At 70.4% G+C, this 25,114-nt stretch carries 19 protein-coding genes and 1 pseudogene; 13 read left to right on the forward strand and 7 right to left on the reverse strand.

All coding sequences use genetic code 11. The features are described from left to right. The first annotated feature begins 2 nt into the window (after nucleotides 1-2). The 5 genes from ACFWWR_RS17985 to ACFWWR_RS18005 all read left to right on the forward strand — a co-directional run bounded on the left by ACFWWR_RS17985 (nucleotide 3) and on the right by ACFWWR_RS18005 (nucleotide 6,616). Nucleotides 3-1,346 carry a carbohydrate ABC transporter permease gene (locus ACFWWR_RS17985; protein ID WP_383859591.1) on the forward strand — a complete coding sequence of 448 codons (1,344 nt, stop codon included), beginning with the start codon at nucleotides 3-5 and terminating at the stop codon, nucleotides 1,344-1,346. Further along, entirely contained in the window at nucleotides 1,343-2,251 is a 909-nt protein-coding gene (locus ACFWWR_RS17990; RefSeq protein WP_383859594.1) for a carbohydrate ABC transporter permease, read from the forward strand. The genes ACFWWR_RS17985 and ACFWWR_RS17990 overlap by 4 nt, the downstream gene beginning before the upstream one ends. A 151-nt stretch (nucleotides 2,252-2,402) precedes the next feature. Next, nucleotides 2,403-4,847: a CDP-glycerol glycerophosphotransferase family protein gene (locus ACFWWR_RS17995; protein WP_384304151.1), complete on the forward strand. Its 2,445-nt coding sequence runs from the start codon at nucleotides 2,403-2,405 to the stop codon at nucleotides 4,845-4,847. A gap of 247 nt (nucleotides 4,848-5,094) precedes the next feature. After that, nucleotides 5,095-6,381 carry a hypothetical protein gene (locus tag ACFWWR_RS18000; RefSeq protein WP_383859695.1) on the forward strand — a complete coding sequence of 429 codons (1,287 nt, stop codon included), beginning with the start codon at nucleotides 5,095-5,097 and terminating at the stop codon, nucleotides 6,379-6,381. A 58-nt stretch (nucleotides 6,382-6,439) separates the two neighbouring features. Further along, complete coding sequence (locus tag ACFWWR_RS18005; RefSeq protein ID WP_383859600.1) at nucleotides 6,440-6,616, forward strand: hypothetical protein; 177 nt, start codon at nucleotides 6,440-6,442, stop codon at nucleotides 6,614-6,616. A gap of 70 nt (nucleotides 6,617-6,686) precedes the next feature. Here ACFWWR_RS18005 and ACFWWR_RS18010 read toward each other — a convergent pair whose 3' ends face one another. Beyond that, on the reverse strand, nucleotides 6,687-7,100 hold the full coding sequence (locus tag ACFWWR_RS18010) for an organic hydroperoxide resistance protein (RefSeq protein WP_383859603.1): 414 nt from the start codon (nucleotides 7,098-7,100) through the stop codon (nucleotides 6,687-6,689). Between the two features lie 119 nt (nucleotides 7,101-7,219). Between ACFWWR_RS18010 and ACFWWR_RS18015 the strand changes: the two genes are divergently transcribed. From ACFWWR_RS18015 to ACFWWR_RS18030, 4 genes and pseudogenes are all read left to right on the forward strand, one after another. Continuing rightward, nucleotides 7,220-7,729 carry a MarR family winged helix-turn-helix transcriptional regulator gene (locus ACFWWR_RS18015; RefSeq protein WP_383859606.1) on the forward strand — a complete coding sequence of 170 codons (510 nt, stop codon included), beginning with the start codon at nucleotides 7,220-7,222 and terminating at the stop codon, nucleotides 7,727-7,729. A gap of 169 nt (nucleotides 7,730-7,898) precedes the next feature. Next, entirely contained in the window at nucleotides 7,899-8,891 is a 993-nt protein-coding gene (galE, locus tag ACFWWR_RS18020; protein ID WP_383859609.1) for a UDP-glucose 4-epimerase GalE, read from the forward strand. 240 nt (nucleotides 8,892-9,131) lie between these two features. Beyond that, a pseudogene (locus ACFWWR_RS18025) lies at nucleotides 9,132-9,197 on the forward strand (hypothetical protein); the annotation flags it as partial. 33 nt (nucleotides 9,198-9,230) lie between these two features. Beyond that, the gene (locus ACFWWR_RS18030; RefSeq protein ID WP_384304153.1) at nucleotides 9,231-9,404 is read left to right on the forward strand and encodes a hypothetical protein; all 174 of its coding nucleotides are present in this window, start codon (nucleotides 9,231-9,233) and stop codon (nucleotides 9,402-9,404) included. A gap of 220 nt (nucleotides 9,405-9,624) precedes the next feature. Here ACFWWR_RS18030 and ACFWWR_RS18035 read toward each other — a convergent pair whose 3' ends face one another. Then, nucleotides 9,625-10,269 (reverse strand): LuxR C-terminal-related transcriptional regulator, encoded by a 645-nt coding sequence (locus tag ACFWWR_RS18035; RefSeq protein ID WP_383859615.1) that lies wholly within the window; start codon nucleotides 10,267-10,269, stop codon nucleotides 9,625-9,627. 49 nt (nucleotides 10,270-10,318) lie between these two features. After that, entirely contained in the window at nucleotides 10,319-10,945 is a 627-nt protein-coding gene (locus ACFWWR_RS18040) for a TetR/AcrR family transcriptional regulator (RefSeq protein ID WP_383859618.1), read from the reverse strand. A gap of 185 nt (nucleotides 10,946-11,130) precedes the next feature. On the opposite strand from ACFWWR_RS18040, the gene ACFWWR_RS18045 reads away from it, so the two are divergent. Next, entirely contained in the window at nucleotides 11,131-12,054 is a 924-nt protein-coding gene (locus ACFWWR_RS18045; RefSeq protein WP_383859621.1) for an ABC transporter permease, read from the forward strand. Next, complete coding sequence (locus ACFWWR_RS18050; RefSeq protein WP_383859624.1) at nucleotides 12,047-12,889, forward strand: ABC transporter ATP-binding protein; 843 nt, start codon at nucleotides 12,047-12,049, stop codon at nucleotides 12,887-12,889. Before ACFWWR_RS18045 ends, ACFWWR_RS18050 begins: the two co-directional genes overlap by 8 nt. Before the next feature lie 161 nt (nucleotides 12,890-13,050). Here ACFWWR_RS18050 and ACFWWR_RS18055 read toward each other — a convergent pair whose 3' ends face one another. The 3 genes from ACFWWR_RS18055 to ACFWWR_RS18065 all read right to left on the reverse strand — a co-directional run bounded on the left by ACFWWR_RS18055 (nucleotide 13,051) and on the right by ACFWWR_RS18065 (nucleotide 20,084). Further along, a complete protein-coding gene (locus ACFWWR_RS18055) occupies nucleotides 13,051-17,982 on the reverse strand; it encodes an NAD-glutamate dehydrogenase (RefSeq protein ID WP_383859627.1) in 4,932 nt (1,643 codons plus the stop codon). An 848-nt stretch (nucleotides 17,983-18,830) separates the two neighbouring features. Further along, the gene (locus tag ACFWWR_RS18060) at nucleotides 18,831-19,499 is read right to left on the reverse strand and encodes an HAD family hydrolase (protein ID WP_383859698.1); all 669 of its coding nucleotides are present in this window, start codon (nucleotides 19,497-19,499) and stop codon (nucleotides 18,831-18,833) included. A 69-nt stretch (nucleotides 19,500-19,568) separates the two neighbouring features. Then, nucleotides 19,569-20,084, reverse strand: coding sequence for a DUF6912 family protein (locus ACFWWR_RS18065; RefSeq protein WP_384304156.1), 516 nt, complete (start codon nucleotides 20,082-20,084; stop codon nucleotides 19,569-19,571). Between the two features lie 334 nt (nucleotides 20,085-20,418). Here ACFWWR_RS18065 and ACFWWR_RS18070 point away from each other — a divergent pair, with 334 nt between their 5' ends. Beyond that, nucleotides 20,419-21,213 carry an Rv3235 family protein gene (locus ACFWWR_RS18070; RefSeq protein ID WP_384304159.1) on the forward strand — a complete coding sequence of 265 codons (795 nt, stop codon included), beginning with the start codon at nucleotides 20,419-20,421 and terminating at the stop codon, nucleotides 21,211-21,213. Nucleotides 21,214-21,380: 167 nt separating this feature from the next. Here the strand turns inward: ACFWWR_RS18070 and secA are convergent, their stop codons facing one another. Further along, complete coding sequence (secA, locus tag ACFWWR_RS18075) at nucleotides 21,381-24,221, reverse strand: preprotein translocase subunit SecA (RefSeq protein ID WP_383859636.1); 2,841 nt, start codon at nucleotides 24,219-24,221, stop codon at nucleotides 21,381-21,383. 265 nt (nucleotides 24,222-24,486) lie between these two features. Between secA and ACFWWR_RS18080 the strand changes: the two genes are divergently transcribed. Next, entirely contained in the window at nucleotides 24,487-25,062 is a 576-nt protein-coding gene (locus ACFWWR_RS18080) for a GNAT family N-acetyltransferase (RefSeq protein WP_383859640.1), read from the forward strand. The last annotated feature ends 52 nt before the right edge of the window (nucleotides 25,063-25,114 follow it).

Consider the following 25,114-nt stretch of genomic DNA (forward strand, 5'->3'; position numbering starts at 1 on the left):
CGATGACGTCTGCCACAGCGGCAGGGGGCACCCCGCCCCCTGCCGCACCCAAGTCGCGCAAGAGCGTGACCGGCACCCGCAAGAGCGTGGCCGCGCTGTTCCTGCTGCCCGCTCTCGTGCTGCTGGGCGCGCTCGTGGTCTACCCGATCGGGTACTCGGTCGTCCGCAGCTTCTACGACCAGTCCGGCAACGGCCTCGCCGGATTCGACAACTACGAGGCACTGTTCACCGACGAGGGCATCCGCACCGCCCTGAAGAACAACGTCATCTGGGTGGTGTTCGCCCCGACCATCGCCACCGCGCTCGGCCTGATCTTCGCGGTGCTGACCGAACGGGTGAGCTGGGGCACGGCGTTCAAGCTGGTCGTCTTCATGCCGATGGCGATCTCGATGCTGGCGGCGGGCATCATCTTCCGCCTCGTCTACGACCAGGACCCGGACAAGGGCGTGGCGAACGCGGTGTGGGTGGGCGTGCACGACACGTTCGCCGAGGCGTCCGCGTTCCCGAAGGCGCACCCGGGCCGCGATTCGCCACTGATAGCGCAAGGGGGGAGCTTCGTCACCAAGGCGACGGTCCGCGCCGGCGACACCGTCACGCTGCCCCTCGTGGGCGTCGCACCCGACCAGATGCCCGGCGACGCGAAGAAGGCCGTGGCGCCGCAGGCCGAACCGGGGAAGATCACCGGCACGACCTGGCAGGACTTCACCCGCGGCAAGGGGGTCGGCACGCTCGGCGCGCCCGACCCGACCGAGGTCGGCTACCCCGGCATGAAGATCGAAGCGGTCAAGGACGGCAAGGTCGTGGAGTCCACGAAGGCCGCCGACGACGGCACGTTCACCTTGTCCGAGAAAGCCGACGGGGCCCGGCTGAGGCTCCCCGCGAGCAACTTCGCGGAGGCGTACAACGGCCTGGACTGGCTCGGCCCCTCGCTGGTCACGCCCGCGATCATCGGGTCGTACATCTGGATGTGGGCGGGTTTCGCGATGGTGCTGATCGCGGCCGGGCTGGCCGGCATGCCCCGTGAGCTCCTGGAAGCGGCCCGCGTGGACGGTGCGAACGAGTGGCAGGTGTTCCGGCGGGTCACGGTCCCGCTGCTCGCGCCCGTCCTCGCGGTTGTCGCCGTCACCCTGATGATCAACGTCCTGAAGATCTTCGACCTGGTCTTCATCATCGCCCCGGGCTCCTCGCAGGACGACGCGAACGTCCTGGCGCTGGAGCTGTACCGCAAGGGCTTCTCCGAGGACCAGCCGGGCATCGCGAGCGCCATCTCGGTGTTCCTGCTCCTCCTCGTCATCCCGGTGATGTGGTTCAACATCCGCAGGCTCAGGCGGGAGGTGCGGCGATGACCACACATGCGGACAGGGTCGGCAAAACAGAGCCGGTCGAGAGCGTGAAGGCCAAACGGTCCCTCGGCGCACGCCTCGCGGAGGGCGTCGGCGGCGGTCTGATGCGCGTGTTCCTCATCATCGTCGGCCTGTTCTGGCTGGTGCCGACGATCGGCCTGCTGATCTCCTCGCTGCGCCCGCCGGAGGAGATGACCGCCAACGGCTGGTGGAACGTCTTCGCCGAGCCGTCCCAACTCACCTTCGAGAGCTACGACAAGCTCCTGCAGAACAGCGACATCACCAACTCGCTCGTGAACACCGTGCTGATCACGGTCCCGGCGACGGTCCTGGTCGTCGTCATCGGCGCCCTCGCGGGTTACGCGTTCGCGTGGATGGAGTTCCCGGGCCGCGACTGGTGGTTCCTGGGCGTGGTCGGCCTGTTGGTCGTGCCGGTGCAGGTGGCGCTGATCCCGATCGCCGAACTCTTCGGCAAGCTCGGTCTGTTCGGCTCGATCTTCGGCGTGGTCCTCTTCCACACGGGCTTCGGACTGCCCTTCGCGGTGTTCCTGCTGCGGAACTTCTTCGCGGAGATCCCCCGGGAGCTGCTGGAGGCGGCCCGGCTGGACGGCGCCGGTGAACTGCGCCTGTTCGCCCGGGTCGTGATGCCGCTGGGCGCACCGGCGATCGCGAGCCTGGGCATCTTCCAGTTCCTGTGGGTGTGGAACGACATGCTGATCGCGCTGGTGTTCTCCGACTCCGGCAGCCAGCCGATCACGGTCGCGCTGCAGACGCAGGTCCGCCAGTTCGGCAACAACATCGACGTCCTGGCACCCGGCGCGTTCATCTCCATGGTGATCCCGCTGGCCGTGTTCTTCGCGTTCCAGCGGCAGTTCGTGTCGGGCGTGATGGCGGGCGCGGTCAAGTAGGCAGCACGGAAAGTCACTTCAGGGGGCGGACCACACCGGTCCGCCCCCTTCGTCCACCCACCGTCCCCCACATGCCGTAACACTTCGTAACCAAATCACCTCATCGGCCGTTCCCGGGCAGAACGCCCGCGACGACCCATGGATGTCCCCCATGCCCAGGTTCAGTGTCATCGTCCCCGCGTACAAGGTTCAGGCCTACCTGCACGAATGCCTGGATTCAGTGCTCTCCCAGTCGTATCCGGATCTGGAACTGATCGCGGTCGACGACGGCTCGCCGGACGCCTGCGGCGCGATCATCGACGAGTTCACGGCCCGTGACCCCCGCGTGCGGCCGGTGCGGCTGCCGAAGAACCAGGGCCTGGGCGCCGCCCGCAACGCCGGACTGCGCGTGGCGACCGGCGACTACCTGCTCTTCCTGGACGGCGACGACACCCTCACCCCGCACGCGCTGCGGGCGATCGCCGACCGCCTGAAGGAGACCGGCGAGCCGGACGTCCTGGTCCACGACTACGCCCGCGCCGACTGGTCGGGCCGGACCGTCCGCAACCAGGCCGCGATCCATCTCACCGAACGCGGCCCGGCGTCCTTCGGTCTGGAGGACCGCCCTGGCCTGCTCAAGCTGTTGACGGTCGTGTGGAACAAGACGTACCGCCGGGAGTTCGTCGAGCGCGAGGGCTTCACCTTCCCGTCCGGCTTCTACGAGGACGTCCCGTGGACGTACCCGGTCCTCATGGCCGCCGAGTCGATCGCCATCCTCGACCGGGTCTGCGTGCACTACCGGCAGCGCCGGCGGGGCAGCATCACCCGTACCACCAGCCGCCGCCACTTCGATCTCTTCGAGCAGTACGACCGTGTCTTCGCGTTCGTCGAGCAGCGGCCCGAACTGGCGCGCTGGCGACCGGTGTTGTTCCGCCGCATGCTCAACCACGTGACGGCGGTCTTCGCCCACCGCGACCGGCTGCCGCGCGAAGCGCGGGCCGAGTTCCTGCGCCGGGCCCGCACCCACTGCCGTCGCCACCACGCCCCCGGCCATCCGGTCCCGCTGCGCTCCCGGCTGCGGCACACCCTCGTCCGGCTGGGCCTGCACCGCACGTTCCGCACCCTGCAGCGGGCGTCGGTCCTGCGCCGCCGTACGGTCAAGGCCCTGACGCGCCTGCTGAAGACCCTGCGCATGGGCGCGCTCCGGCTGCATTACCGCGTCCAGCGCCGCCTCCCGCTGCGCGCCGACCGCGCCGTCTTCACGGCGTACGACGGCCGCGGTCACGGCTGCAATCCGGGCGCCCTGGAGAACGCGTTCCGTACGCACGCCCCGCACATCCGCACGTCCTGGGTCGCCCGCCCCGAGCACCACCACACGATCCCGTCCGCGACGCGTCGCGTCAGGCCCGGTACGGCCGCCTACTGGACGGCTCTCGCCCGCTCCAAGTACCTGGTCGGCAACGTCGACTTCGACCGGCGCCTGGTCAAGCGCTCCGGCCAGATCCTCCTCCAGACACAGCACGGCACCCCGCTGGGGCACAAGGGCCTCGACCTCCAGGAGCGCCCGGCGGCCGCCCGCGACACGGACTTCGCGGAGTTGCTGCGGGGCGTCGACACCTGGGACCACGTCCTGTCCGCCAACCGCCACTCCACCCTGACCTGGGAGCGGGTGTTCCCCGGCCGCTACGGCACGCTCGAGTACGGCCAGCCCCGCAACGACGTCTTCCAGCGGGCGACCTCAGCGGACGTGTCCCGGCTGCGCCAGACGTTCGGCATCCCGGAGGGCTCGGTCGCGATCCTGTACGCGCCGACCCACCGCGACCACCTCCGCAGCCAGCACCCGGCCCTCGACCTGGAGCGGGTCCTACGCAGTCTCGGTCCCCGGTACGTCGTCCTGGCCCGCGCCCATCACGCGTACGGCGAGCCCCTGACGGCCGGACCGGCGGAAAGGGTCATCGACGTCACCGACCACCCGAGCGTCGAGCAGCTCTGCCTCGCCTCCGACGTCCTGGTCACGGACTACTCGTCGATCATGTTCGACTACGCCAACCTCGACCGGCCGATCGTGCTGCTCGCGGACGACCAGGAGGCGTACGAGGCGGCCCGCGGCACCTACTTCGACCTGCGGTCCTTCGCGCCGGGCGCGGTCGCGCGCAGCGAGGACGAGCTGATCGACATCTTCGCCACCGGCCACTGGCGCGGCTCACGCTCCGCACAGCTGCGGTCGGCGTTCCGCGAGCGGTTCTGCCCGTACGACGACGGGCGCGCCGCCGAGCGGGTCGTACGCCATGTGGTGCTGGGGGAGACGGACCTGCCGCCGGTCGTGCCGCTCGACAAGCGTCACCCCGTGCCGTCCGCGGCGGCGGCTCTCGGGCACACCCCGCCGGCCGGCGTGCCGCGGCCGGCCGGTCCGCCGACCGTTGATCCGCAGGACTTCGAACCGCGGGCAGGCGTTCCTCAGACCGCCGTTCCGCAGGGCTTCGAATCGCGGACAGGCTTTCCGCAGGCCGTCGTTCCGCAGGACTTCGAACCGCGGGCAGGCGTTCCTCAGACCGTCGTTCCGCAGGACTTCGAACCGCGGGCAGGCGTTCCGCGGGCCGTCGTCGATCGCGTCTGAATGCCGTTTCGCTCCGGGGAGTTGGTATGCCCTCCAGTCCTTCGCGGCCTACCCCGACCCGGCCGTCCACGTGGCGCCCGGCAGGACGGCCCGGCCGTCAGGTCGGCGAGGTCGTGGGCCGGCTGACCGCGATCCCGATCGGCGCAGCGACCGGCTTCCCCGGGGCGTACGGGTGGGTGCCGCCCGGACCGGCGGTGGGCCGGGCGGTGTCGGGGGCCGCCGCGGGCCGTGACCTGGCGGCGTGCTCATGAGGCCGCGCACCTGGGTGCTGGTGCTGGCCGCGGTGTTCGCCGTGCTCCAGCTCGCGAACGTCACCGGCCGGGACACCCCCGACACCAAGAACTACCTGTCGTACGCCCTGGACCTGCGCGGCGACAGCAAGCGGGAGGCGGCGGCCGCCACCATCGAGTACGCCTGCACGGGCCGGGCGTCGACGGCGTACCGCCGGCAGAAGGTGGACGTCGTGCGCTTCCGAGCGCCGGACCCGCGTCGGCAGGTCAGGACGGAGTGCCGGGCCACGGCCTGGCGGGAGGTGGACGCGCGGATGCGGGCGGGGCAGACGGGCGGGCACACCGCGCCGTTCAGTTCCGAGCGGTTCCTGCGGATCTTCGAGGCGCGGCCCGGATACCCGGTGTTCCTGCTGCCGTTCGTCACCGTGCTGGGCGTGATCTGGGGGGTGTGGGCGGCGAGTGTCGTCATCACCGTCGCGGGCGGCGTCCTGGCGTTCCTGATCCTGCGCACCCTGTCCGTGCCGGTACCGCTCGCGCTGACCGGTCAGGCGCTGTACTACGTGCTGCCGTGCGGCACGACCGCCATGCGGCCGATGACCGAGGGCCTGCTGCTGGCACTGACGCTGGCGGCGGTGTGGGGGTGCGCGCTGGTGCTGCACGGGCATCGGACGCGGGCCGGTCTGGTGCTGGTGGGCGGCTCGCTGGCGGCACTGTTCACGGTGAAGCACTCGCAGGCGCTGTTTCTGGGGTTGTGTCTGGCGGGGGCGGGGCTGGTGGTCGGCGTGAGGCGGCGGGGGCGGGAGCGGGATCGGGATGTGGGGCGTGGGGCCGTGGCGCTTGCGGGCGTGGGCTGTTGTGCGGTGGTCGGGACGCTGCTGCTGGCGAAGGTGCTGCGCTACCCGTCCGCGTCCGAGAGCCTCCAGGATCTGCTCGCCAACCACTTCACCCGCCCCGACCGGACCCGGCCGTGGCCGGAGTTCCTGCGCCTCGAGGCCAACTTCTGGACGGAGTGGCTGCGCCGGCAGCTGTGGCAGCCGCTGTTCGTGGCGGCCCTGGCGGCGGGGGCGTGGGGCGCTCTGCGGGGGCACCGCCGGGCGTTCGGCGGGTTCCTGGTGGCGGCTGCCTTCACCGGGGTCCTCACACAGGCCGGGCACCCGGACATCAACATCTGGGGCGACCGGCTGATGGTGCTGGCGTGGCTGCTGCCGGTGATGGGGGTGCCGCTGCTGCTGGAGCGTTTCGTCCGGGAGCCGGTGGCCCTGCCCACGCAGGACCGCTCCGAACGGGCTCACTCGCTGGGGTGACGAGCCGCCGGGTCCGGCGCCCCACCCGTACCAGGTCGTCCAGTTCCCGTTCTGGCGGGTGATGTCGCCGGCGTACTGGCAGGTGCCCCGCTCGCCCGGACGCGGCGCCCGTAACGGGCCGGACGCGGCCCTCGACGAGCGGGCGTGGGCGAGGCGGCTCGCGGACGTCCGCGCCGGCCTCGCCCAGACGTCGACCCGCGCCGAGCGCACCGCCGTCGTCCGCCCCACCTGGTGATGGCGTGGAGCGGGCGGACGGGGCACGTGCCGGCGCGGGTCGGGTGCGGCTCTGTGTGTCCGACCGGGGATTACTCGATGACGAGGTCGACCTCGATGTTGCCGCGGGTGGCGTTGGAGTAGGGGCAGACCTGGTGGGCCTGCTCGACCAGCTTGCGGCCGGCCGCCTCGTCCACGGTGTCGGGCAGCTCGACGCGGAGGGTGACCTTGAGGCCGAAGCCCTCGCCCTGCTTGCCTATGCCGACCTCGGCGGTGACGGCGGCGTCGCTGACGTCGACCTTGGCCTGACGGCCGACCAGGCCGAGGGCGCTGCCGAAGCAGGCGGCGTAACCGGCGGCGAACAGCTGCTCCGGGTTGGTGCCCTGCCCGTTGCCGCCCATCTCCACCGGGATGCCCAGCGCGAGGTCCAGGGTGCCGTCGGAGGAGACGGCACGGCCGTCCCGGCCGTGCGTGGCGGTGGCGACAGCGGTGTAGAGCGCGTCCATGGAAATCCATCCCTCTCGAGTCACGTCTCGGCGGCCTGTCCGGCCGCCGTACGACCACTAGTAGAGCACACAATTCAGTTGTGCACAATTGAATGGCTCGCAAGAGCTATCCTGGAGACATGACCCGCACGCCGACCCCCTCCAGCGCATCAGCTGCCCCATCAGCCCCGGAAGATGACTGGCTGCGCCTCGACGGCCAGATCTGCTTCTCCCTGCACGCCGCCTCGCGTGCGTTCAACGGCGTCTACCGCGTGATCCTCAAGGATCTCGGGCTGACCTACCCGCAGTACCTGGTGATGCTGGTCCTGTGGGAGCAGGGCGAGACGCCCGTGAAGAAGCTCGGCGAACACCTGCGCCTCGACTCCGGCACGCTGTCGCCACTGCTCAAGCGCCTGGAGGCGGCCGGCCTCGTCCGACGGGAGCGCAGCACCCGCGACGAGCGCTCCGTGGAGGTGCGGCTGACCGACAAGGGCGCCGCGATGCGCGAGCCCGCCCTCCAGGTGCCGCGCCGGATCTTCCAGGCGACCGGCTTCGACCTCGACGAACTCCGCGAGCTGCGCGAACGCCTCGACCAGCTCACGTCGACACTGGATTCGGCGGCGCTGGAGGAGAGGCCGGACCGACGGTAGCCCGGACGCCCGGCCCGGCACGGGGAGTCGCCGACACTCCACGCGGAGTCATCACACTTGCCCGCGCCGGACTCCGCCGCCTGCTTCACTGATGACGGGAGCCGAATCGCACACGACACGCAGACGCGACACGGACCACCAAGGCCAACTGACGAGGGGACGGCCGCACATGACCTGGCTGATCACCGGCGGCGCCGGTTACATCGGGGCGCATGTCGTACGGGCGATGACCGAGGCGGGCGAACGGACGGTGGTGTACGACGACCTGTCCACCGGCACCGCCGGCCGCATCCCCGAGGACGTACCGCTGGTGGTGGGCTCGACCCTGGACGGCGAGCGCCTCGCCCGCACTCTCGCCGACCACGAGGTCACCGGTGTCGTCCATCTGGCGGCGAAGAAGCAGGTGGGCGAGTCGGTGGACCTGCCGCTGCACTACTACCGGGAGAACGTCGAGGGCCTGCGTGTCCTCCTGGAGGCCGTGTCGGAGGCGACTGTGCCGTCCTTCGTCTTCTCCTCCTCCGCGGCCGTGTACGGCATGCCGGACACCGAACGCCACGGCGGCCTGGTGACGGAGGAGACGCCCTGCGCCCCCATGTCGCCGTACGGCGAGACGAAGCTGGCCGGCGAGTGGCTGGTCAGGGCGACGGGCCGGGCGACGGGACTGTCCACGGCGTCGCTGCGCTACTTCAACGTGGCGGGCGCGGCGCGCCCCGAACTCGCGGACGCCGGCGTCTCCAACCTCATCCCCATGGTCTTCGAGAAGCTCACGGACCACGCGCCCCCGCGCATCTTCGGCGACGACTACGAGACGCCGGACGGGACGTGCGTACGCGACTACATCCACGTCGTCGACCTCGCCGAGGCCCATGTCGCGGCGGCCCGCGCCCTCCAGGCCTCCCCCGGTCGTGCCCTCACCCTCAACATCGGCCGCGGGGAAGGGGTTTCGGTCCGCGAGATGATCGACCGCATCAACGCCCTCACCGGCTACGACCGTCCCCCGACGGTCAGCCCCCGCCGCCCCGGCGACCCGGCCCGCGTCGTCGCCTCCGCCGACCGAGCCGCCGCCGAACTGGGCTGGAAGGCCAAGCACGACGTCCAGGACATGATCATTTCCGCGTGGGAGGGCTGGGTACGACTGCACCCGGAGGCTGCCCGCGGCTAGCCGCGGCCGTGGGCGGCGCCGCCTGTGCCGTCACCGGCGCCGCCCACGGCTCACGAGCGGGTCGGCACTCGCGCGAATCGGGCCCCGCGCACACCGGACTCACTGAACTCGCCGGCCGGTTGAGCACCTGGACGCCCACGATCGGAGCGCGCCGCTGTCGTCGCCCCAGGGCCGTCCCCAGCAGGACCGGCTGACGGACACCGGCACTGCCCGTGCGAGGCCCGACTCGCGGCCTGGCTCCTGGAGCGGACGGCAGCTGAGCGGCCGGTCGGCACGGTCGTCGCCCTGCCCGGCGGTCGGCGCGAACCGGCCGACCTGCTGGGCGTCACCCGCGTCCCGGTGAACCGGGCACTGTCCCGGCTCCGCGTCCCGGTGAGCCGGGCACTGTCCCGGCTCCGGCGGGACGGCCTGGTCCGGTGGACCGAGGGTGGCCGGAGCGAGGTCGTCGCCCCGGAACTCCCCGCACTGCGGGCCGCCCCCCGGACGCCGACGCTTGCCGCTGGGGCCGACTAGGGCCTGTCCGGCGGATCAAGTCGCAGGAAATCCGCGGCGCCTCATCGACGCAGGTGAGCGGGGCCTGGTGCGTCGAGCTGCAAGGCGGAGGAGAGCGTCGACGCGATGGGGGTCCCCCCGCTCGAGCGAAGTCGAGAGTGGGGGAGTCGGCAACCGACGACAACGCCGCAGACCGGCGTGCCAGGCCCCGCGTCTGCGGCATGATCCGCCGGACAGGGCCCTAGACGTTGTTCAGGTACGTCAGGACGGCCAGCACCCGGCGGTGCCCGCTGTCGCTCTGGGGCAGCCCCAGCTTCAGGAACACGTTCCCGATGTGCTTGTGGACCGCCCGTTCCGTGACGACCAGGGTCTTCGCGATGGTGGCGTTGTCGTGCCCCTCCGCCATCAGCTTCAGCACCTCACTCTCGCGCGGCGTCAGCGAGTCGAGCGGGGTGTCCCGGCGCCGGGTCAGCAACTCCGTCACCACCTCCGGATCAAGGGCCGTCCCCCCGGCCGCGACCCGCTCCAGCGCATCGAGGAACTCATCGACCCGCCCCACCCGGTCCTTGAGCAGATAACCCACCCCACTGCTCCCCCCGCCCAGCAGCTCGGCGGCGTACGACTCCTCCACGTACTGCGAGAGCACCAGCACCGGCAGACCGGGCATCTCCTTCCGCGCGGCGAGCGCGGCACGCAGACCCTCGTCACGGAAACCGGGCGGCATCCGCACATCCAGCACCGCCACGTCCGGCCGGTGCTCCAGCAGCGCGGGCAGCACCTCGGGCCCGGTGCCGACGACGGCCGCCACCTCGTGCCCGGCAGACGTCAGCAGGAGGACGAGGCCCTCCCGCAACAGCGCGTTGTCCTCAGCGATCACGAGTCTCATGGCACCCATGTTCCTACGGGTCCGGCGGGCCGTTCCCGGCGAGGCCCGCTCACAGCGCCTTGAGCGCCTCCGCGGTGCCCCGCGCCAGCCCTCCCAAGTACCCCTTCGGGAGCTTCGGGCTGCGGATCACCACCGACCGCCAGTACAGCGGCCCCGAGATCAGGTCCAGGGCCAGGTCCTCGTCGAGCCCCTCACGGACCTCGCCGCGCTGCCGTGCCGCCGCCACGATCTTGCTGGCGACGCCCTCCTGACCCTCCCGCAGGGTCTTCTGCATGGCCTCGGCGATCTCCGGGTTGCGCGCCGCCTCGGCCTGGAGGTCGGGGATGACCTGCGAGGCCACGGGGTGGCGCAGGGCGCGGGAGGTCACCTCGTACAGCATCCGCAGGTCGCCCTCGAGCGAGCCGGTGTCCGGCGCCGGCAGGCCCATCACCGCGAGCGCCGAGACGACGTCGAGGACGAGGTGCAGTTTGGAGCGCCAGCGGCGGTACACCGCGGTCTTGCCGACGCCCGCGCGGCGCGCGATCCCCTCGATGGACATCCGCGCGTACCCGACGGCCGCGAGCTCCTCGAAGACGGCCGCCCGGATGGCCTCCGTCACATCCTCACGGAGTACGGCGGCACCCGCTGGGGCCCGGCGGCGCGGACGCGTCTGCGGCTCGTCGGCGTTCGTCGTCATGCGGTCCAGCATAGGGGCGTTACGACGAAACGGTTGCGTTCCGACGTCAACTCGGCCTACGCTCACGTTGCGACGATACGGTCCCGTCCCGACGTAAGAAAACGTGAAGAGAAGCGTAAGGAAACGCCGGGCGACGGGCCCACCCAGCCGCACGCACCCCCACCCCCCGAGTGAAAGCAGCGGATGTGAGCCAGGTCCTCCACACACCGCCCCCGACGACGGCGACCGCCCCGGCCGAAGACGACCTCGCGGCCCTCGCCGCCCGCTACGGCCTCTCGGTCAGCGGCGCCCGCCCTTCCCTGCGCGAGTACGTCAGCCAGCTGTGGGCGCGGCGCCACTTCATCACCGCCTTCTCGACCGCCAAGCTCACCTCGCAGTACAGCCAGGCGAAGCTGGGCCAGCTCTGGCAGGTGATGACCCCGCTGCTGAACGCGGCGGTCTACTACTTCATCTTCGGTGTGCTGATGGGCACCAAGAAGGGCGTGCCGGACTACATCCCGTTCCTGGTGACGGGCGTGTTCGTCTGGACGTTCACGCAGAGCTCGATCATGGCGGGCACCCGGGCGATCTCCGGCAACCTGGGCCTCGTGCGGGCCCTGCACTTCCCGCGGGCCGCGCTGCCCATCTCCTTCTGCCTCCAGCAGCTCCAGCAGCTGTTGTTCTCGATGGCCGCCCTGGTCGTGATCCTGCTCTTCTTCGGCGTGCCGGTGTCGGCGTCCTGGCTGCTGGCGATCCCGGCGCTGACGCTGCAGTTCACCTTCAACGCGGGCATCGCGATGATCCTGGCGCGGCTGGGCGCGAAGACGCCGGACATCGCGCAGCTGATGCCGTTCGTGCTGCGCACATGGATGTACGTCTCCGGCGTGATGTGGAGCCTCGATCACCTGCTCAGCAAGCACAGCGACCTGCCGTTCTGGGTCTCGCCCGTGCTCCGGGCCAACCCGGCCGCCGTCTACATCGACCTGATGCGCTTCGCGCTGATCGACAGCTTCCACGCGAGCCAGCTGCCGGCCCACGTATGGCTGATCGCGACCGGCTGGGCCCTGCTCGCCGGAGTCGGCGGCTTCATCTACTTCTGGAAGGCTGAGGAGACGTACGGCCGTGGCTGACAAGACCGAGAACATCTACGACGGCGAGAAGATCCCCACCGTCGTCGCCGACGGCGTCGACATCGTCTACCGGGTCAACGGCACCGGCGCCGGCCGCGGCTCGGCGACCGCCGCCCTCAACCGCATGCTGCGCCGCAAGAAGGCCGAGAAGGCGGCCGGGGTGCGCACGGTGCACGCCGTGAAGAACGTGTCGTTCGTCGCGTACCGCGGCGAGGCGATCGGCCTGATCGGTACCAACGGCTCGGGCAAGTCGACGCTGCTCAAGGCGGTCGCCGGCCTGCTCCCGGTGGAGAACGGCCGCATCCACACCGACGGGCAGCCCTCCCTCCTCGGCGTGAACGCGGCCCTGATGAACGACCTGACCGGCGAGCGCAACGTCTACCTCGGCGGCCTCGCCATGGGCATGTCCCGAGAGCAGGTCAAGGAGCGCTACCAGGAGATCGTCGACTTCTCCGGCATCAACGAGAAGGGCGACTTCATCACCCTCCCCATGCGCACCTACTCCTCCGGCATGGCCGCCCGCCTGCGCTTCTCCATCGCCGCCGCCAAGGACCACGACGTCCTGCTCATCGACGAGGCGCTGGCGACCGGCGACCGTTCCTTCCAGAAGCGTTCCGAGACCCGCATCCGTGAGCTGCGCAAGCACGCGGGCACGGTGTTCCTGGTCAGCCACAGCAACAAGTCGATCCGCGACACCTGCGACCGCGTGCTGTGGCTGGAGCGCGGCGAACTGCGCATGGACGGGCCGACGGAGGAGGTCCTGGAGGCGTACGAGGCGTTCACCGGCGGCCCCGACAAGGCGAAGGCCAAACCGCAGGTGCCGGTCTCCTCCTGACGAGGCCTCTCAGAATCCTCGCTCGTGACGAGGCCTCTCAGCATCCTCGTGGGGCCCCGACGAATCCTCGTGACGAGCCGCACAGGATCCTCGTGACGAGCCCCGCAGAACAAGGGCGCCCCGAGCCTCCACGGCCCGGGGCGCCCTGCTGCTCGTACGGCCTACGAATGCGTCCGCAGCAGCGTCCGCATCGTCCGCATGGCCACCGACAGGTTCGCCAGGTCGAACGTCTCCGAGCCCTGGATCTCGTCCAGAGTCGTCCGCGCCCGCCCCAGGATCGCCGCGTTCTTCTCCTCCCACGCCTTGAAGCGCTGCTCGGGAGTCGAGGTGCCGTTGCCCACCGCGAGGACGTCGGCGGTCAGGGCCGCGTGGGCCGCGTAGAGGTCCTCACGGATGGAGGCGCGGGCCATGGACTGCCAGCGGTCGGCGCGGGGCAGCTCGATGATGCGGTCCATGAGCTGGGTGATGTGGAGCCGGTCGGCGAGGTCGTAGTAGACCTCGGCGACGTCCAGTGGGTCCCGGCCCATGCGATCGGCCACCGAGACGATGTCGAGCGTGGGGAAGGCGGACGAGAACCCGGCGACGCGCGTGGCGACCTCGTCCGGCACGCCGACGCCCGCCAGCTCGTCGTAGATCTTCTGGTACCACTCCAGGTCCGCGCCCCGCAGCTGCTTGGGCAGCTGCGACCACACCTGCTCGACCCGGTCGGCGAAGAACTCGACGGTCTCGGCGAGCTGGAGCGGCTGCGGCCGGTTGTTGAGCAGCCAGCGCGTACCGCGCTCGACCAGGCGCCGCGAGTGCAGCCGGATCCGGGTCTGGACGGCGGCCTCGACCTTGTTGTCGAGCGCTTCCACCGCGTCCCACACGACACCGGAGCGGAAGATCGCTCGGGCCGCGGTCTGCGCCCGCACGATCTCCTCCAGCGAGGCGCCGGTCTCCTCGCGCAGCCGGTGCAGGTAGGTCGTACCGCCCGTGTTGACCGTGTCGTTGACCAGCACGGTCGTGGTGATCTCGCGCTGCAGCGGGTGGCCGTCGATGCGTTCTCCGAACGCCTCGCGCAGCGCGCTCGGGAAGTACGCGTGCAGCAGGGTGCGCAGGTACGGGTCGTCCGGCAGCGAGGTGTGCAGCAGCTCCTCGGCGACCGTGATCTTCGTGTAGGCCAGCAGGACGGCCGTCTCCGGTCCGGTCAGGCCCTGTGCGGCGCCGAGGCGTTCGCGGATCTGGCGGTCGGTGGGCAGGAACTCCAGCGCCCGGTCCAGCAGGCCCTCGCGCACCAGGTGACGCAGGTACCGCTGCTGGGCGTGGAGCATGTCCTTGGACTGGGCGAGCGCGTTGGCGATGGCCGTGTTCTGCGCGTAGTTGTTGCGCAGGACCAGGTGGCCGACCTCGTCGGTCATCTCGGCGAGCAGCTTGTTGCGCTGCTTGATCGTCATGTCGCCGTCCGCGACCAGGCCGTTGAGCAGGATCTTGATGTTCACCTCGTGGTCGGAGGTGTCCACGCCCGCGCTGTTGTCGATGGCGTCCGTGTTGATCTTGCCGCCGTGCAGCGCGAACTCGATCCGGCCGAGCTGGGTCAGGCCCAGGTTGCCGCCCTCGCCGACGACCCTGACGCGCAGGTCGGCGCCGTCGACGCGGATCGGGTCGTTGGCCTTGTCGCCGACGTCCGCGTGCGTTTCGGTGCTCGCCTTCACGTACGTACCGATGCCGCCGTTCCACAGCAGGTCCACCGGCGCCTTGAGGATCGCCTTCATCAGGTCGGCCGGCGTCATCTTGGCGACCTTGCCCTCGATGCCGAGGGCCTCGCGGATGTGCGCGTTGACCGGGATCGCCTTGGCCGTACGGGGGAACACGCCGCCACCCGCGGAGATGAGCGCCGTGTCGTAGTCGGCCCAGCTGGAGCGGGGCAGCTCGAACACGCGGCGGCGTTCGGCGTAGGAGGTGGCCGCGTCGGGCTTCGGGTCGATGAAGATGTGCCGGTGGTCGAAGGCGGCGACCAGGCGGATGTGCTCGGAGAGCAGCATGCCGTTGCCGAACACGTCACCGGACATGTCACCGATGCCGACGACCGTGAAGTCCTCGGCCTGCGTGTTCACGCCCAGCTCCCGGAAGTGCCGCTTGACGGACTCCCAGGCACCGCGGGCGGTGATGCCCATGCCCTTGTGGTCGTAGCCGGCGCTGCCGCCGGAGGCGAAGGCGTCGCCGAGCCAGAAGTTGTAGGTCTCGGCGACCCCGTTGGCGATGTCCGAGAAGGTCGCGGTGCCCTTGTCGGCGGCGACGACGAGATAGGTGTCGTCCTCGTCGTGCCGGACGACGTCGGCGGGCGGGACCACTTCGCCGGCGACCATGTTGTCGGTGATGTCGAGCAGCGCCGAGATGAAGGTCTTGTAGCTGCGGATGCCCTCCGCCAGCCACGCGTCCCGGTCCACGGCCGGGTCGGGCAGCTGCTTGGCGACGAAACCGCCCTTTGCGCCGACCGGCACGATGACGGTGTTCTTCACCATCTGCGCCTTGACCAGGCCGAGGATCTCGGTGCGGAAGTCCTCACGCCGGTCGGACCAGCGCAGCCCGCCTCGCGCGACCTTCCCGAACCGCAGGTGCACGCCTTCCACCCGCGGCGAGTAGACCCAGATCTCGAAGGCCGGGCGCGGCGCCGGCAGATCGGGGATCATCTGCGGGTCGAACTTCATGGAGACGTACTCGTGCGGCTGGCCGCCCGCCGCCTCCTGGAAGAAGTTCGTCCTCAGGGTCGCCTTGATGACGGTCAGGAACGACCGCAGGATCCGGTCCTCGTCGAGCGAGGCGACCTGGTCGAGAGCCGCTTCGAGCTCTTCGAGGAGCGCGTCGACGAGCTCGTGCCCGGCCCGCTGCCGGTCCGGCGACATCCGCGCCTCGAACAGCGACACCAGCAGCCGGGTGGTGTGCACGTTGTGGCGGAGGGTGTCCTCCATGTAGTCCTGGCTGAACGTCGAGCCCGCCTGCCGCAGGTACTTCGCGTACGCCCGCAGCACCATCGCCTGACGCCAGTGCAGCCCGGCGCTCAGCACGAGGGCGTTGAACCCGTCGTTCTCCGCCTGGCCGGTCCAGGTCGCGGCGAAGGCGTCCTGGAACCGCTCGCGCCCGTCGTCACCGAGGTAGTCGCCGCTCCCGCTCTTCGGCTGGGGCATGCGCAGCCCGAAGTCGTAGATCCACGCCACACTCCGGTCCGAGCAGCGCAGTTCGTACGGCCGCTCGTCCATCACCTCGACACCGAGCCGGTTGAGGACCGGCAGCACGGCCGACAGGGTAATGGACTCGCCCTTGCGGTAGATCTTGAACCGGCGCTCCTCGGGGGCGGCGCCCACGGGCTCGTACAGGCTGAGCGAGAAGCCGGTCTCCTCGGTGAGCTTCTCGAGCTGCGCGAGGTCGGCGACCGCGGAGCGCGGGTTGTGGTCGGCCTTGTAGCCCTCCGGGATCGCGTTGGCGTAGCGGCGCAGCAGCTCGGCGGCGCGCTCCTCGCCGAACTCGGCGTTCAGCGCCTCCCCGAACCCGTCGGCCCACGACCGCGCGGCCTCCACCAGCCGCGCCTCGATGCGGTCCTTGTCGGCGTCGGACATCTGCGCCAGCTCGGTGCCCTGCGGGACCCGGACGACGAAGTGCAGCCGGGAGAGGATCGACTCGGTGTTCCAGGCGGTGAAGTCGACGCTGGTGCCGCCGAGTTCCTCCTTCAGGATGTCGATGATCCGCAGCCGTACGCCCGTGGTGTACCGGTCGCGGGGCAGGTAGACGAGGGCGGAGTAGTAGCGCCCGTACTCGTCCTGGCGCAGGTAGAGCCGCAGCCGCCTGCGCTCCTGGAGGTAGAGCACGGAGGTGACGATGGCCTGCAGCTCGTCGACCGGGGTCTGGAAGAGGTCGTCGCGCGGGTACGTCTCCAAAATCTGGAGCAGGTCGCGCCCGTCATGGCTGTTGGGCGAGAACCCGGCGCGCTCCAGGACCTCCTCGACCTTGCGGCGGACGACCGGAACCCTGCGCACGGACTCGGTGTAGGCGGCCGACGAGAACAGCCCGAGGAAGCGCCGCTCACCAACCACGTTGCCGTTCTCGTCGAACTTCTTGACCCCGACGTAGTCGAGGTACGACGGCCGGTGCACGGTGGCCCGGCTGTTGGCCTTGGTCAGCACGAGCAGCTTGTGCTCGCGGGCCTTGGCGCGGGCGTCGGCGGGAAGCCGCTCGAAGGAGGGGCTGACGGGATGGCTCTCGTCGCTCGCGTGGTGCGGGTCGGACCGCAGTATGCCGAGCCCGGTGCCGGGGACGGCCACGAGGGAGTCGTCCTTCCGCAGCCGGTACTCCCGATACCCGAGGAAGGTGAAGTGGTCGGCGGCCAGCCAGCGCAGCAGCTCCCGCGCCTCCTCGATCTCCTGCTCGCGCAGATCGGAGGCGACGGGCTCCTTGGGCATCTCGTCGGCCATGCGCAGCGCCGCGTCCCGCATCTTCTCCCAGTCCTCGACGGCCTCACGGACGTCGGACAGGACACGCAGCAGGTCGGCGGTGATCTGCTTCAGGTCGCCGCGGTCGCTCTCGCGGTCGATCTCGACATGGATCCAGGACTCGGTGTGCGCGTCGTGCGGCAATTCGCCGGTGGGAGGCGGGGTGAGCACCTCGCTGAGCTTGCCGGTGACGTCACGCCGCACGATGACCTGCGGATGGATGACGACGTGGATCCCACGCCCCTGCCGCGTCAGCTCGTTGGTGACGGAGTCGACGAGGAAGGGCATGTCATCGGTGACGACTTCGACCACCGAATGAGCGCACGTCCACCCGTTCTCTTCCACGGTGGGCGTGTGGACCCGCACGTTGGCCGTGCCCTGCGGGCGGTTCTCGGCCAACCGGTAGTGACTGTATGCGGCTCCGAAGATGTCGACCGGGTCGCGGTCGGCGAGGTCCTCCGGGGCGGTGTGCAGGTAGTAGCGCTGGAGGAACGCGAGCAGGGTGTCCCGGTCGGGTGTGCTCGCATCCGTCGTCCCGGTCGGTAGGTGCCCCCCGACCGGGCTGTTCTCAGCTACCCGGGCGGCCCTCTCGAGCAGCTCGGCCTTTGCTTCGTCCAGCTTGGTCTGCATTGTCCTCTGGCTCCTGTCGCGCGCCGTTGCGTGACGTAGGTGGAAGTACGGTCTCTTCCCCTGTGACGTAACGCCGTGACGCGGGGTGTCCGGTCTGCTCCGACGCTATGCCGCAAGGCGAGATGAGCGGGGGGTTATCAGCCATTCTCGACACGCCGGAAGGGTGTGACGCTGCTCTCTGCGGCGCGTGCTTCCGGGGTGTGTACGGCGTCCTGGGGGCTCTTGCGCCCCCGTCCCGCCCGCGAAGACCAGCGACCGCCGCCCGGTCACGGATGTAGTCCGTGCTCCCCGGGCGCAGGGCAGGGGCGACGATGCCCCCGCGAACTATCGCGCTGATCACGCCACCAGGCTATCGCTCCCCACAGGGGGGCCGTCATGAGCCGTATGTGTACAAAACAGGGGGGTGAACTTTGACGTTCCGCACAGGGGCGAAGGACGACATTCCATGCGGGTCATCCTCAATTCCTACTCAAGCGCGGGCGCGCTGTTTGCAACCTGCGTGGTGGTGGGGGACGGCGCGTAGGCGTGGGGAGGGCGGGAGGGGGCGGAGCCGCACGAGGGGCGCAGGGGACGCAGTCCCGCCGGGGTCCGGGGGCGGAGCCCACAGGGACGCAGTCCCCGCCAGGGCCCAGGAGCGGAGCCACCAGGGGTGCAGGGGACGCAGTCCCCGCCAGGGCCCAGGGGCGGAGCCCCACGAGGGGTGCAGGGGACGCAGTCCCCGCCAGGGTCCAGGGGCGGAGCCCCTGGTGGGGTCGAAGGGGCGAAGCCCTTGGGGACGGGACGGGTAGGGGCGGCGGGGGCGAGAAACCGCCCGGCGCCAACCAACCCGCCCCCGGCTCATCGCAGCGTCACGCCGCCAACCGCTCCGCCTCCACCACGGCCTCCTCCAGCGTGTCCACCACCGGCACCCCCACCACCTCAAGGCTCGCCCGCCCGTGCGACCCCCCGGTGTACAGCACGGCCCGCGCCCCCACATACCGAGCCGCCACCGCATCGTCGGCGGCGTCCCCGATGACCACCGTCCGAGCCGGGTCCACCACCCCGACAAGCGCCCCGAGGTGCCGCACCATGTGCTCCGCCTTGCTCCCGCCGGACGGCCCGACCCGCCCGTCAACCCTCAAGAAGTGCGCCTCGATACCGAACCCCCGTACCAACGGCACGAGTTCGTCGTGCACGTACATGCTGAGGATCGACTGACTCCGCCCCGCAGACCCCCAACCGGTGAGCAGCTCCGCCGCCCCCGCGGTCAGCCCGCATCTCACCCGATGCTCGGCGTAGTACCGATGAAAGGTCTCATCCATGACCTCCCACTCGGTCTCGGTGGGCAGCCGCCCCATCAACCGCTCGTAGAACTTCGGCACCGGCACGCAGTACAACGCCCGGTACTGCTCCATCGTGATCGGCGCCAGCCCCAACTCCGCGAACGCCGCGTTCGTCGCCCCGATAATCGCGTCATTGTCGTGGAACAGCGTCCCGTTCCAGTCCCACACAATGTGCGCGCCTGTCTGCTTCCCCATGCCGAAAACGTACCCGCCCTCACTGACAATCAAGAGACCTCCAGCTCGCGGCCGAGCAGAACTCCGCCCTCAGCCTCCCAGCCCCACCAGGTTCGGGATCTCCTGACGGGCGAACCACAGCAGCTCATGGTCCTCGGCCCCGTCCACGACGAACTGCGCGTCGTCGTCCCCACCGTCCGCCGCCGCCAGCGCGTCGGCCGCCGCGGCCACATCCGCCTCCGCGTCCCCGGCATCGACATGCACGGCCGCCGCCTTGTCCAACGGCACACCCCCGGCGACCCGCACCTCACCGAGCGCGGCAGGATCCAGCGCCCCGTCGGGATCGGAGGCCGCCGCACCGTCAGGCACGTCCACGGCGACCACAACCCGCCGTCGCACCGCCTCGGCGTCCGCCGCCAGCAACCGCAGCGAGGCCAGCGCGGCCCGGTTGAGCGCGGCGTACTCCAACTCCTCGATGTCGTCGGACAGGTACCACTCCCGCAACGCCGGCGTGACCGCGTACGCGACGAACGGCCCGCTCCCCAGCTCTCCCGCCTTGTACGCCTCGGCGAGCCCGGGAAGAGTCAGGGGGACGTAGACACGCATGGCTCGCCGCTTCTTTCGTGGTCGAAGGCTCCTCGGGCCCTCCCGGAGGGGCGTTCGGCGCCTCCCGGAGGGCCTTCAGGATACGTCCGCGGGGTCCCCTTTCGAGTCCCCGCCCGCCCCCCTGGAGGCGTCCACCCGACGCCCCGGAAGTCACCCGGTACGCCCCCGCCACGCCGGGCTTTCCACCACCCCGGACCACTCTGATAGGTGAACATTCCGGCCACCCCGGCGAGGACCTCCGCCGCCTTGCCGCCGGGGTCCAGAACCCCGTACAAGATCCCCAACCACGAAGTTACCGCCCGGTACTACCCGGGCCGATCGAGCGGGGACACCGATGCACAAGGTCATGACGAGGGCGAACCACCACCCCGGCGCCCGCCCGCCGGGCCGCCGCGACCCCCGCCGCCCCGGCGGCACCCCGCCCCGCGCCCCGGGCGGGGGCACGCCCCGCACGACCACGCCCGACGGCCGCCCGCCGGGCTCACCGGGCACGTCCGGAACCCCCACCCGCACGAGCCCGACCGACAACCGCCCCGCGACGGCCGCCCCCGGGCCGGCCCCGCTCGCCCCCAGCACCAGCACCAGCACCAGCACGCGCGCCCGCACCCGCACCACCGCCGCTCCTAACCTGGCCACCACCCCCACCAGGCCCACCAGGCCCGACACCGCGGGAAGGCCCCCCACAGCCCCTACGAGGCCCACCACGCCAAGTCCCACCCCCGGGGCCCTGGGAACCCCCACCACCTCCGCCGTCCCCGCCCAAAGCCCCCGCAGCCCCCTCCCCCAGCCCCGCCCCACCGACGTCTTCGCCGACCGCCTCCTCGCCGTGCTGAGCGGCCGACGCCCCGTCCACTGGATGCTCCGGCACACCGCGGGCCGCGCCTACGACGAACTGGCCTGGCTCGCCGAACGCGGCCCCCTGCGCGCCACGCGCGGCACGCTGCCCGTCGTCCGCGACATCGGCTACTACGTCCCCCGCCCCGGCGCCATCGAGGCCTTCGCCCTCATCGGTGCCGGCGACCAGCTGCGTGCCATGGCCTTCCGCCTGGAGCAGGGCCTCGACCTGCGCTGGCGCTGCACGGCGGTGGAGCTCGGCGGCCCCCGCAGGCCGCACACGGACGACGACTGACACGGACAGCCCGGCGCGTCGCACGGCGGTGGAGCTCGGCGGCCCCCGCAGGCCGCACACGGACGACGACTGACACGGACAGCCCGGCGCGTCGCACGCCGAAGGGCCGGGCACCCTCAGGTGACCCGGCCCTTCGAACCGCTACGGCGCCGCAGGCGACCGCACCGTCACTTCTTGCGGCGGCGCCCGCCACGCGACTGCTTGCGCCGCTCGGCGCGCGTGAGGCCGTCGGACTCGGAGCGCACCGGCTCGTCGTCGTCGGCGAAGTCGCCCTCGATGACACCGCCCTCGCCGTCCACGGTCGGCGCGGAGAAGTGCAGCTCCCGGCGCTGCGGGACGTCGAGCCCCTTGGCGCGGATCTCGGGACGCGCACCCGCCTGCGCCGGCACCGCGTCCTTCTTGTCGAGCGACGGCTTCGCGTCCTCGACCGGGACCTCCTCGACCTGCTGCTCGACCTGGACCTCCAGGTTGAACAGGTAGCCGACGGACTCCTCCTTGATGCCCTCCATCATGGCGGTGAACATGTCGAAGCCCTCGCGCTGGTACTCGACCAGCGGGTCCTTCTGCGCCATCGCGCGCAGGCCGATGCCCTCCTGGAGGTAGTCCATCTCGTAGAGGTGCTCGCGCCACTTGCGGTCCAGGACCGACAGCACGACCCGGCGCTCCAGCTCACGCATGATCTCGGAGCCGAGCTGCGCCTCGCGCGCCGCGTACTGGTCGTGGATGTCGTCCTTGATGGACTCGCCGATGAACTCGGCGGTCAGACCGGCGCGGTCGCCGGCCGCGTCCTCCAGCTCCTCGACGGTGACCTTCACCGGGTAGAGCTGCTTGAACGCACCCCACAGCCGGTCGAGGTCCCAGTCCTCCGGGAAGCCCTCGGCGGTCTCCGCGGTGACGTACGCGTCGATGGTGTCGTCCATGAAGTGCTGGACCTGCTCGTGCAGGTCCTCGCCCTCCAGGACGCGGCGGCGCTCGCCGTAGATGACCTCGCGCTGCCGGTTGAGGACCTCGTCGTACTTCAGGACGTTCTTACGGGTCTCGAAGTTCTGCTGCTCGACCTGCGACTGCGCGGACGCGATCGCGCGCGTGACCATCTTGTTCTCGATCGGCACGTCGTCCGGGACGTTCGCCATCGACATCACGCGCTCGACCATCTGGGCCTTGAACAGACGCATCAGGTCGTCGCCCAGGGAGAGGTAGAAGCGGGACTCGCCCGGGTCTCCCTGGCGGCCGGAACGACCGCGCAGCTGGTTGTCGATACGACGCGACTCGTGCCTCTCGGTGCCGAGGACGTAGAGCCCGCCGAGCTCCTTGACCTCTTCGAACTCCGCCTTGACCGCCTTCTCGGCCCTCTCCAGGGCGGCGGGCAGGGCCGCGGCCCACTCCTCGATGTGCTCCTCGGGGTCGAGGCCGCGCTGACGCAGCTCCGCCTCGGCGAGGTCGTCGGGGTTGCCGCCGAGCTTGATGTCGGTACCACGGCCGGCCATGTTGGTGGCGACGGTGACGGCGCCCTTGCGGCCGGCCTGGGCGATGATCGGGGCCTCACGGTCGTGCTGCTTCGCGTTCAGCACCTCGTGCTGGATTCCGCGCTTGGAGAGCTGCTGCGAGAGGTATTCGGACTTCTCGACCGACGTCGTACCGACGAGGATCGGCTGGCCCTTCCCGTGCTTCTCGACGATGTCGTCGACGACCGCCTCGAACTTGGCGACCTCGGTGCGGTAGATCAGGTCCGACTGGTCCTTGCGGACCATGGGCCGGTTGGTCGGGATCGGGACGACGCCGAGCTTGTAGATCTGGTGGAACTCGGCGGCCTCGGTCATGGCCGTACCGGTCATGCCGCAGAGGCCGGGCTGTTCCTTGCCGTTGTGGTCGTGGCGCTTGTAGAGGCGGAAGAAGTTCTGGAGGGTGATCGTGGCGAGCGTCTGGTTCTCGTCCTTGATGTCCACCCCTTCCTTCGCCTCGATCGCCTGGTGCATGCCCTCGTTGTAGCGGCGGCCGGCGAGGATACGGCCGGTGTGCTCGTCGACGATCATGACCTCGCCGTCGATGACGACGTAGTCCTTGTCCGCCTTGAAGAGCTCCTTGGCCTTGATGGCGTTGTTCAGGTAGCCCACCAGCGGGGTGTTCACCGACTCGTAGAGGTTGTCGATGCCCAGCCAGTCCTCGACCTTGGCGACGCCGGACTCGTGGATGGCGACCGTGCGCTTCTTCTCGTCGACGTCGTAGTCGCCGGTCTCCTCGAGACCCTTGAGGGGGTTGCCCGGCTCGCCCTTCTTCAGCCGGGTCACCAGCTTGGCGAAGTCGCCGTACCACTTGGTGGCCTGGTCGGCCGGACCGGAGATGATCAGCGGCGTACGGGCCTCGTCGACGAGGATGGAGTCGACCTCGTCGACGATGGCGAAGTTGTGGCCGCGCTGGACGAGCTCGTCCTTGGACCACGCCATGTTGTCGCGCAGGTAGTCGAAGCCGAACTCGTTGTTCGTGCCGTAGGTGATGTCGCACCGGTACTGCTCGCGGCGCTGGGCCGGCGTCATGTTGGCGAGGATGCAGCCGACGTCCAGGCCCAGGAACTTGTGGACGCGGCCCATCATCTCGGAGTCGCGCTCGGCCAGGTAGTCGTTGACCGTGATCAGGTGGACGCCTTCTCCGGAGAGGGCGTTCAGGTAGGCGGGCAGGGTGCCGACCAGGGTCTTGCCCTCACCGGTCTTCATCTCGGCCACGTAGCCGAGGTGAAGGGCGGCGCCGCCCATCATCTGGACGTCGTAGTGACGCTGTCCGAGGACGCGCTTGGCGGCCTCGCGCACGGTCGCGAAGGCCTCGGGCAGCAGGTCGTCCAAGCTCTCACCATCGGCGTACCGCTGCTTGTACTCATCGGTGAGGGCCCGCAGCTCGGCGTCGGAGAGGTCGACGAAGTCCTCTTCGATGGAGTTGACCTGGTCCGCGATGCGGTGCAGCTTGCGCAGAATCTTGCCTTCGCCTGCACGCATGATCTTGGAGAGGACGGACACGGGGGTTGGTCTCCTTGCCGGTCGGGCCTTGGACGGTCGGTTTCCATTGGACTACTGAGCAACGGCCATCGTATGCGAGGACCCCGCCACGCCGGGAGGCCTGCCGGGACGGTGAGTGCCCACTGCTTCACATCTCTTCGAAGGAACAACGTCCGGGCCCCGCGGATGGTGCCGCACCACTCGGACGAATTGCGCGAATTGTGATCACTCGCTCACGCACGGCAAAGAGATGGTGCCTTCGTCGAACCCCGAGCAGAATCGGCCGATGGACCCCGTCACGCTCACCACCGGCCGCCTCCTGCTGCGCGCCGTCGGCCCACAGGACACCGACGCGGTGTACGCGGCCGCACAGGACCCCGACATCCAGCGCTGGACGTCGATTCCCGCGCCCTACCTTCCCGAACACGCCCGCAGTTTCACCGAGCAACTGGTTCCCGAGGGCTGGGCGGACGGCTCCATGTTCACCTTCGGCCTCTTCCTCCCGGACGGTGAGCTGACGGGCATGGTCAGCCTCACGATGCGCTCCCTGAGCGTGGCCGAGATCGGCTTCTGGGGCGCGAAGGAGCACCGCGGCAACGGCTACATCACCGAGGCCGCCCGCTCCGCCGCCCGCTGGTCCTTCACCGACCTGTCGGTCGATCGCGTGGAATGGCGCGCGGAAGTCGGCAACCACCCCTCCCGCGCGGTGGCGGAACGTGCCGGCTTCGCCTTCGAGGGCACCCTGCGCTCCGCGATCACCCACCAGGGCGTACGACGGGACTGCTGGGTGGGTTCGCTACTGCCGTCGGACCTGGGACTGCCGTCCACGGCACCGTATTTGCCGGTGCCGTCACGGTCGTAGCCGCGAAGCCGCAGCTCATGCCGCGTTGTCAGTCCCACCCTCTATCGTGCGG

This window comes from Streptomyces sp. NPDC058678 (assembly GCF_042714835.1).
Lineage (GTDB): Bacteria > Actinomycetota > Actinomycetes > Streptomycetales > Streptomycetaceae > Streptomyces.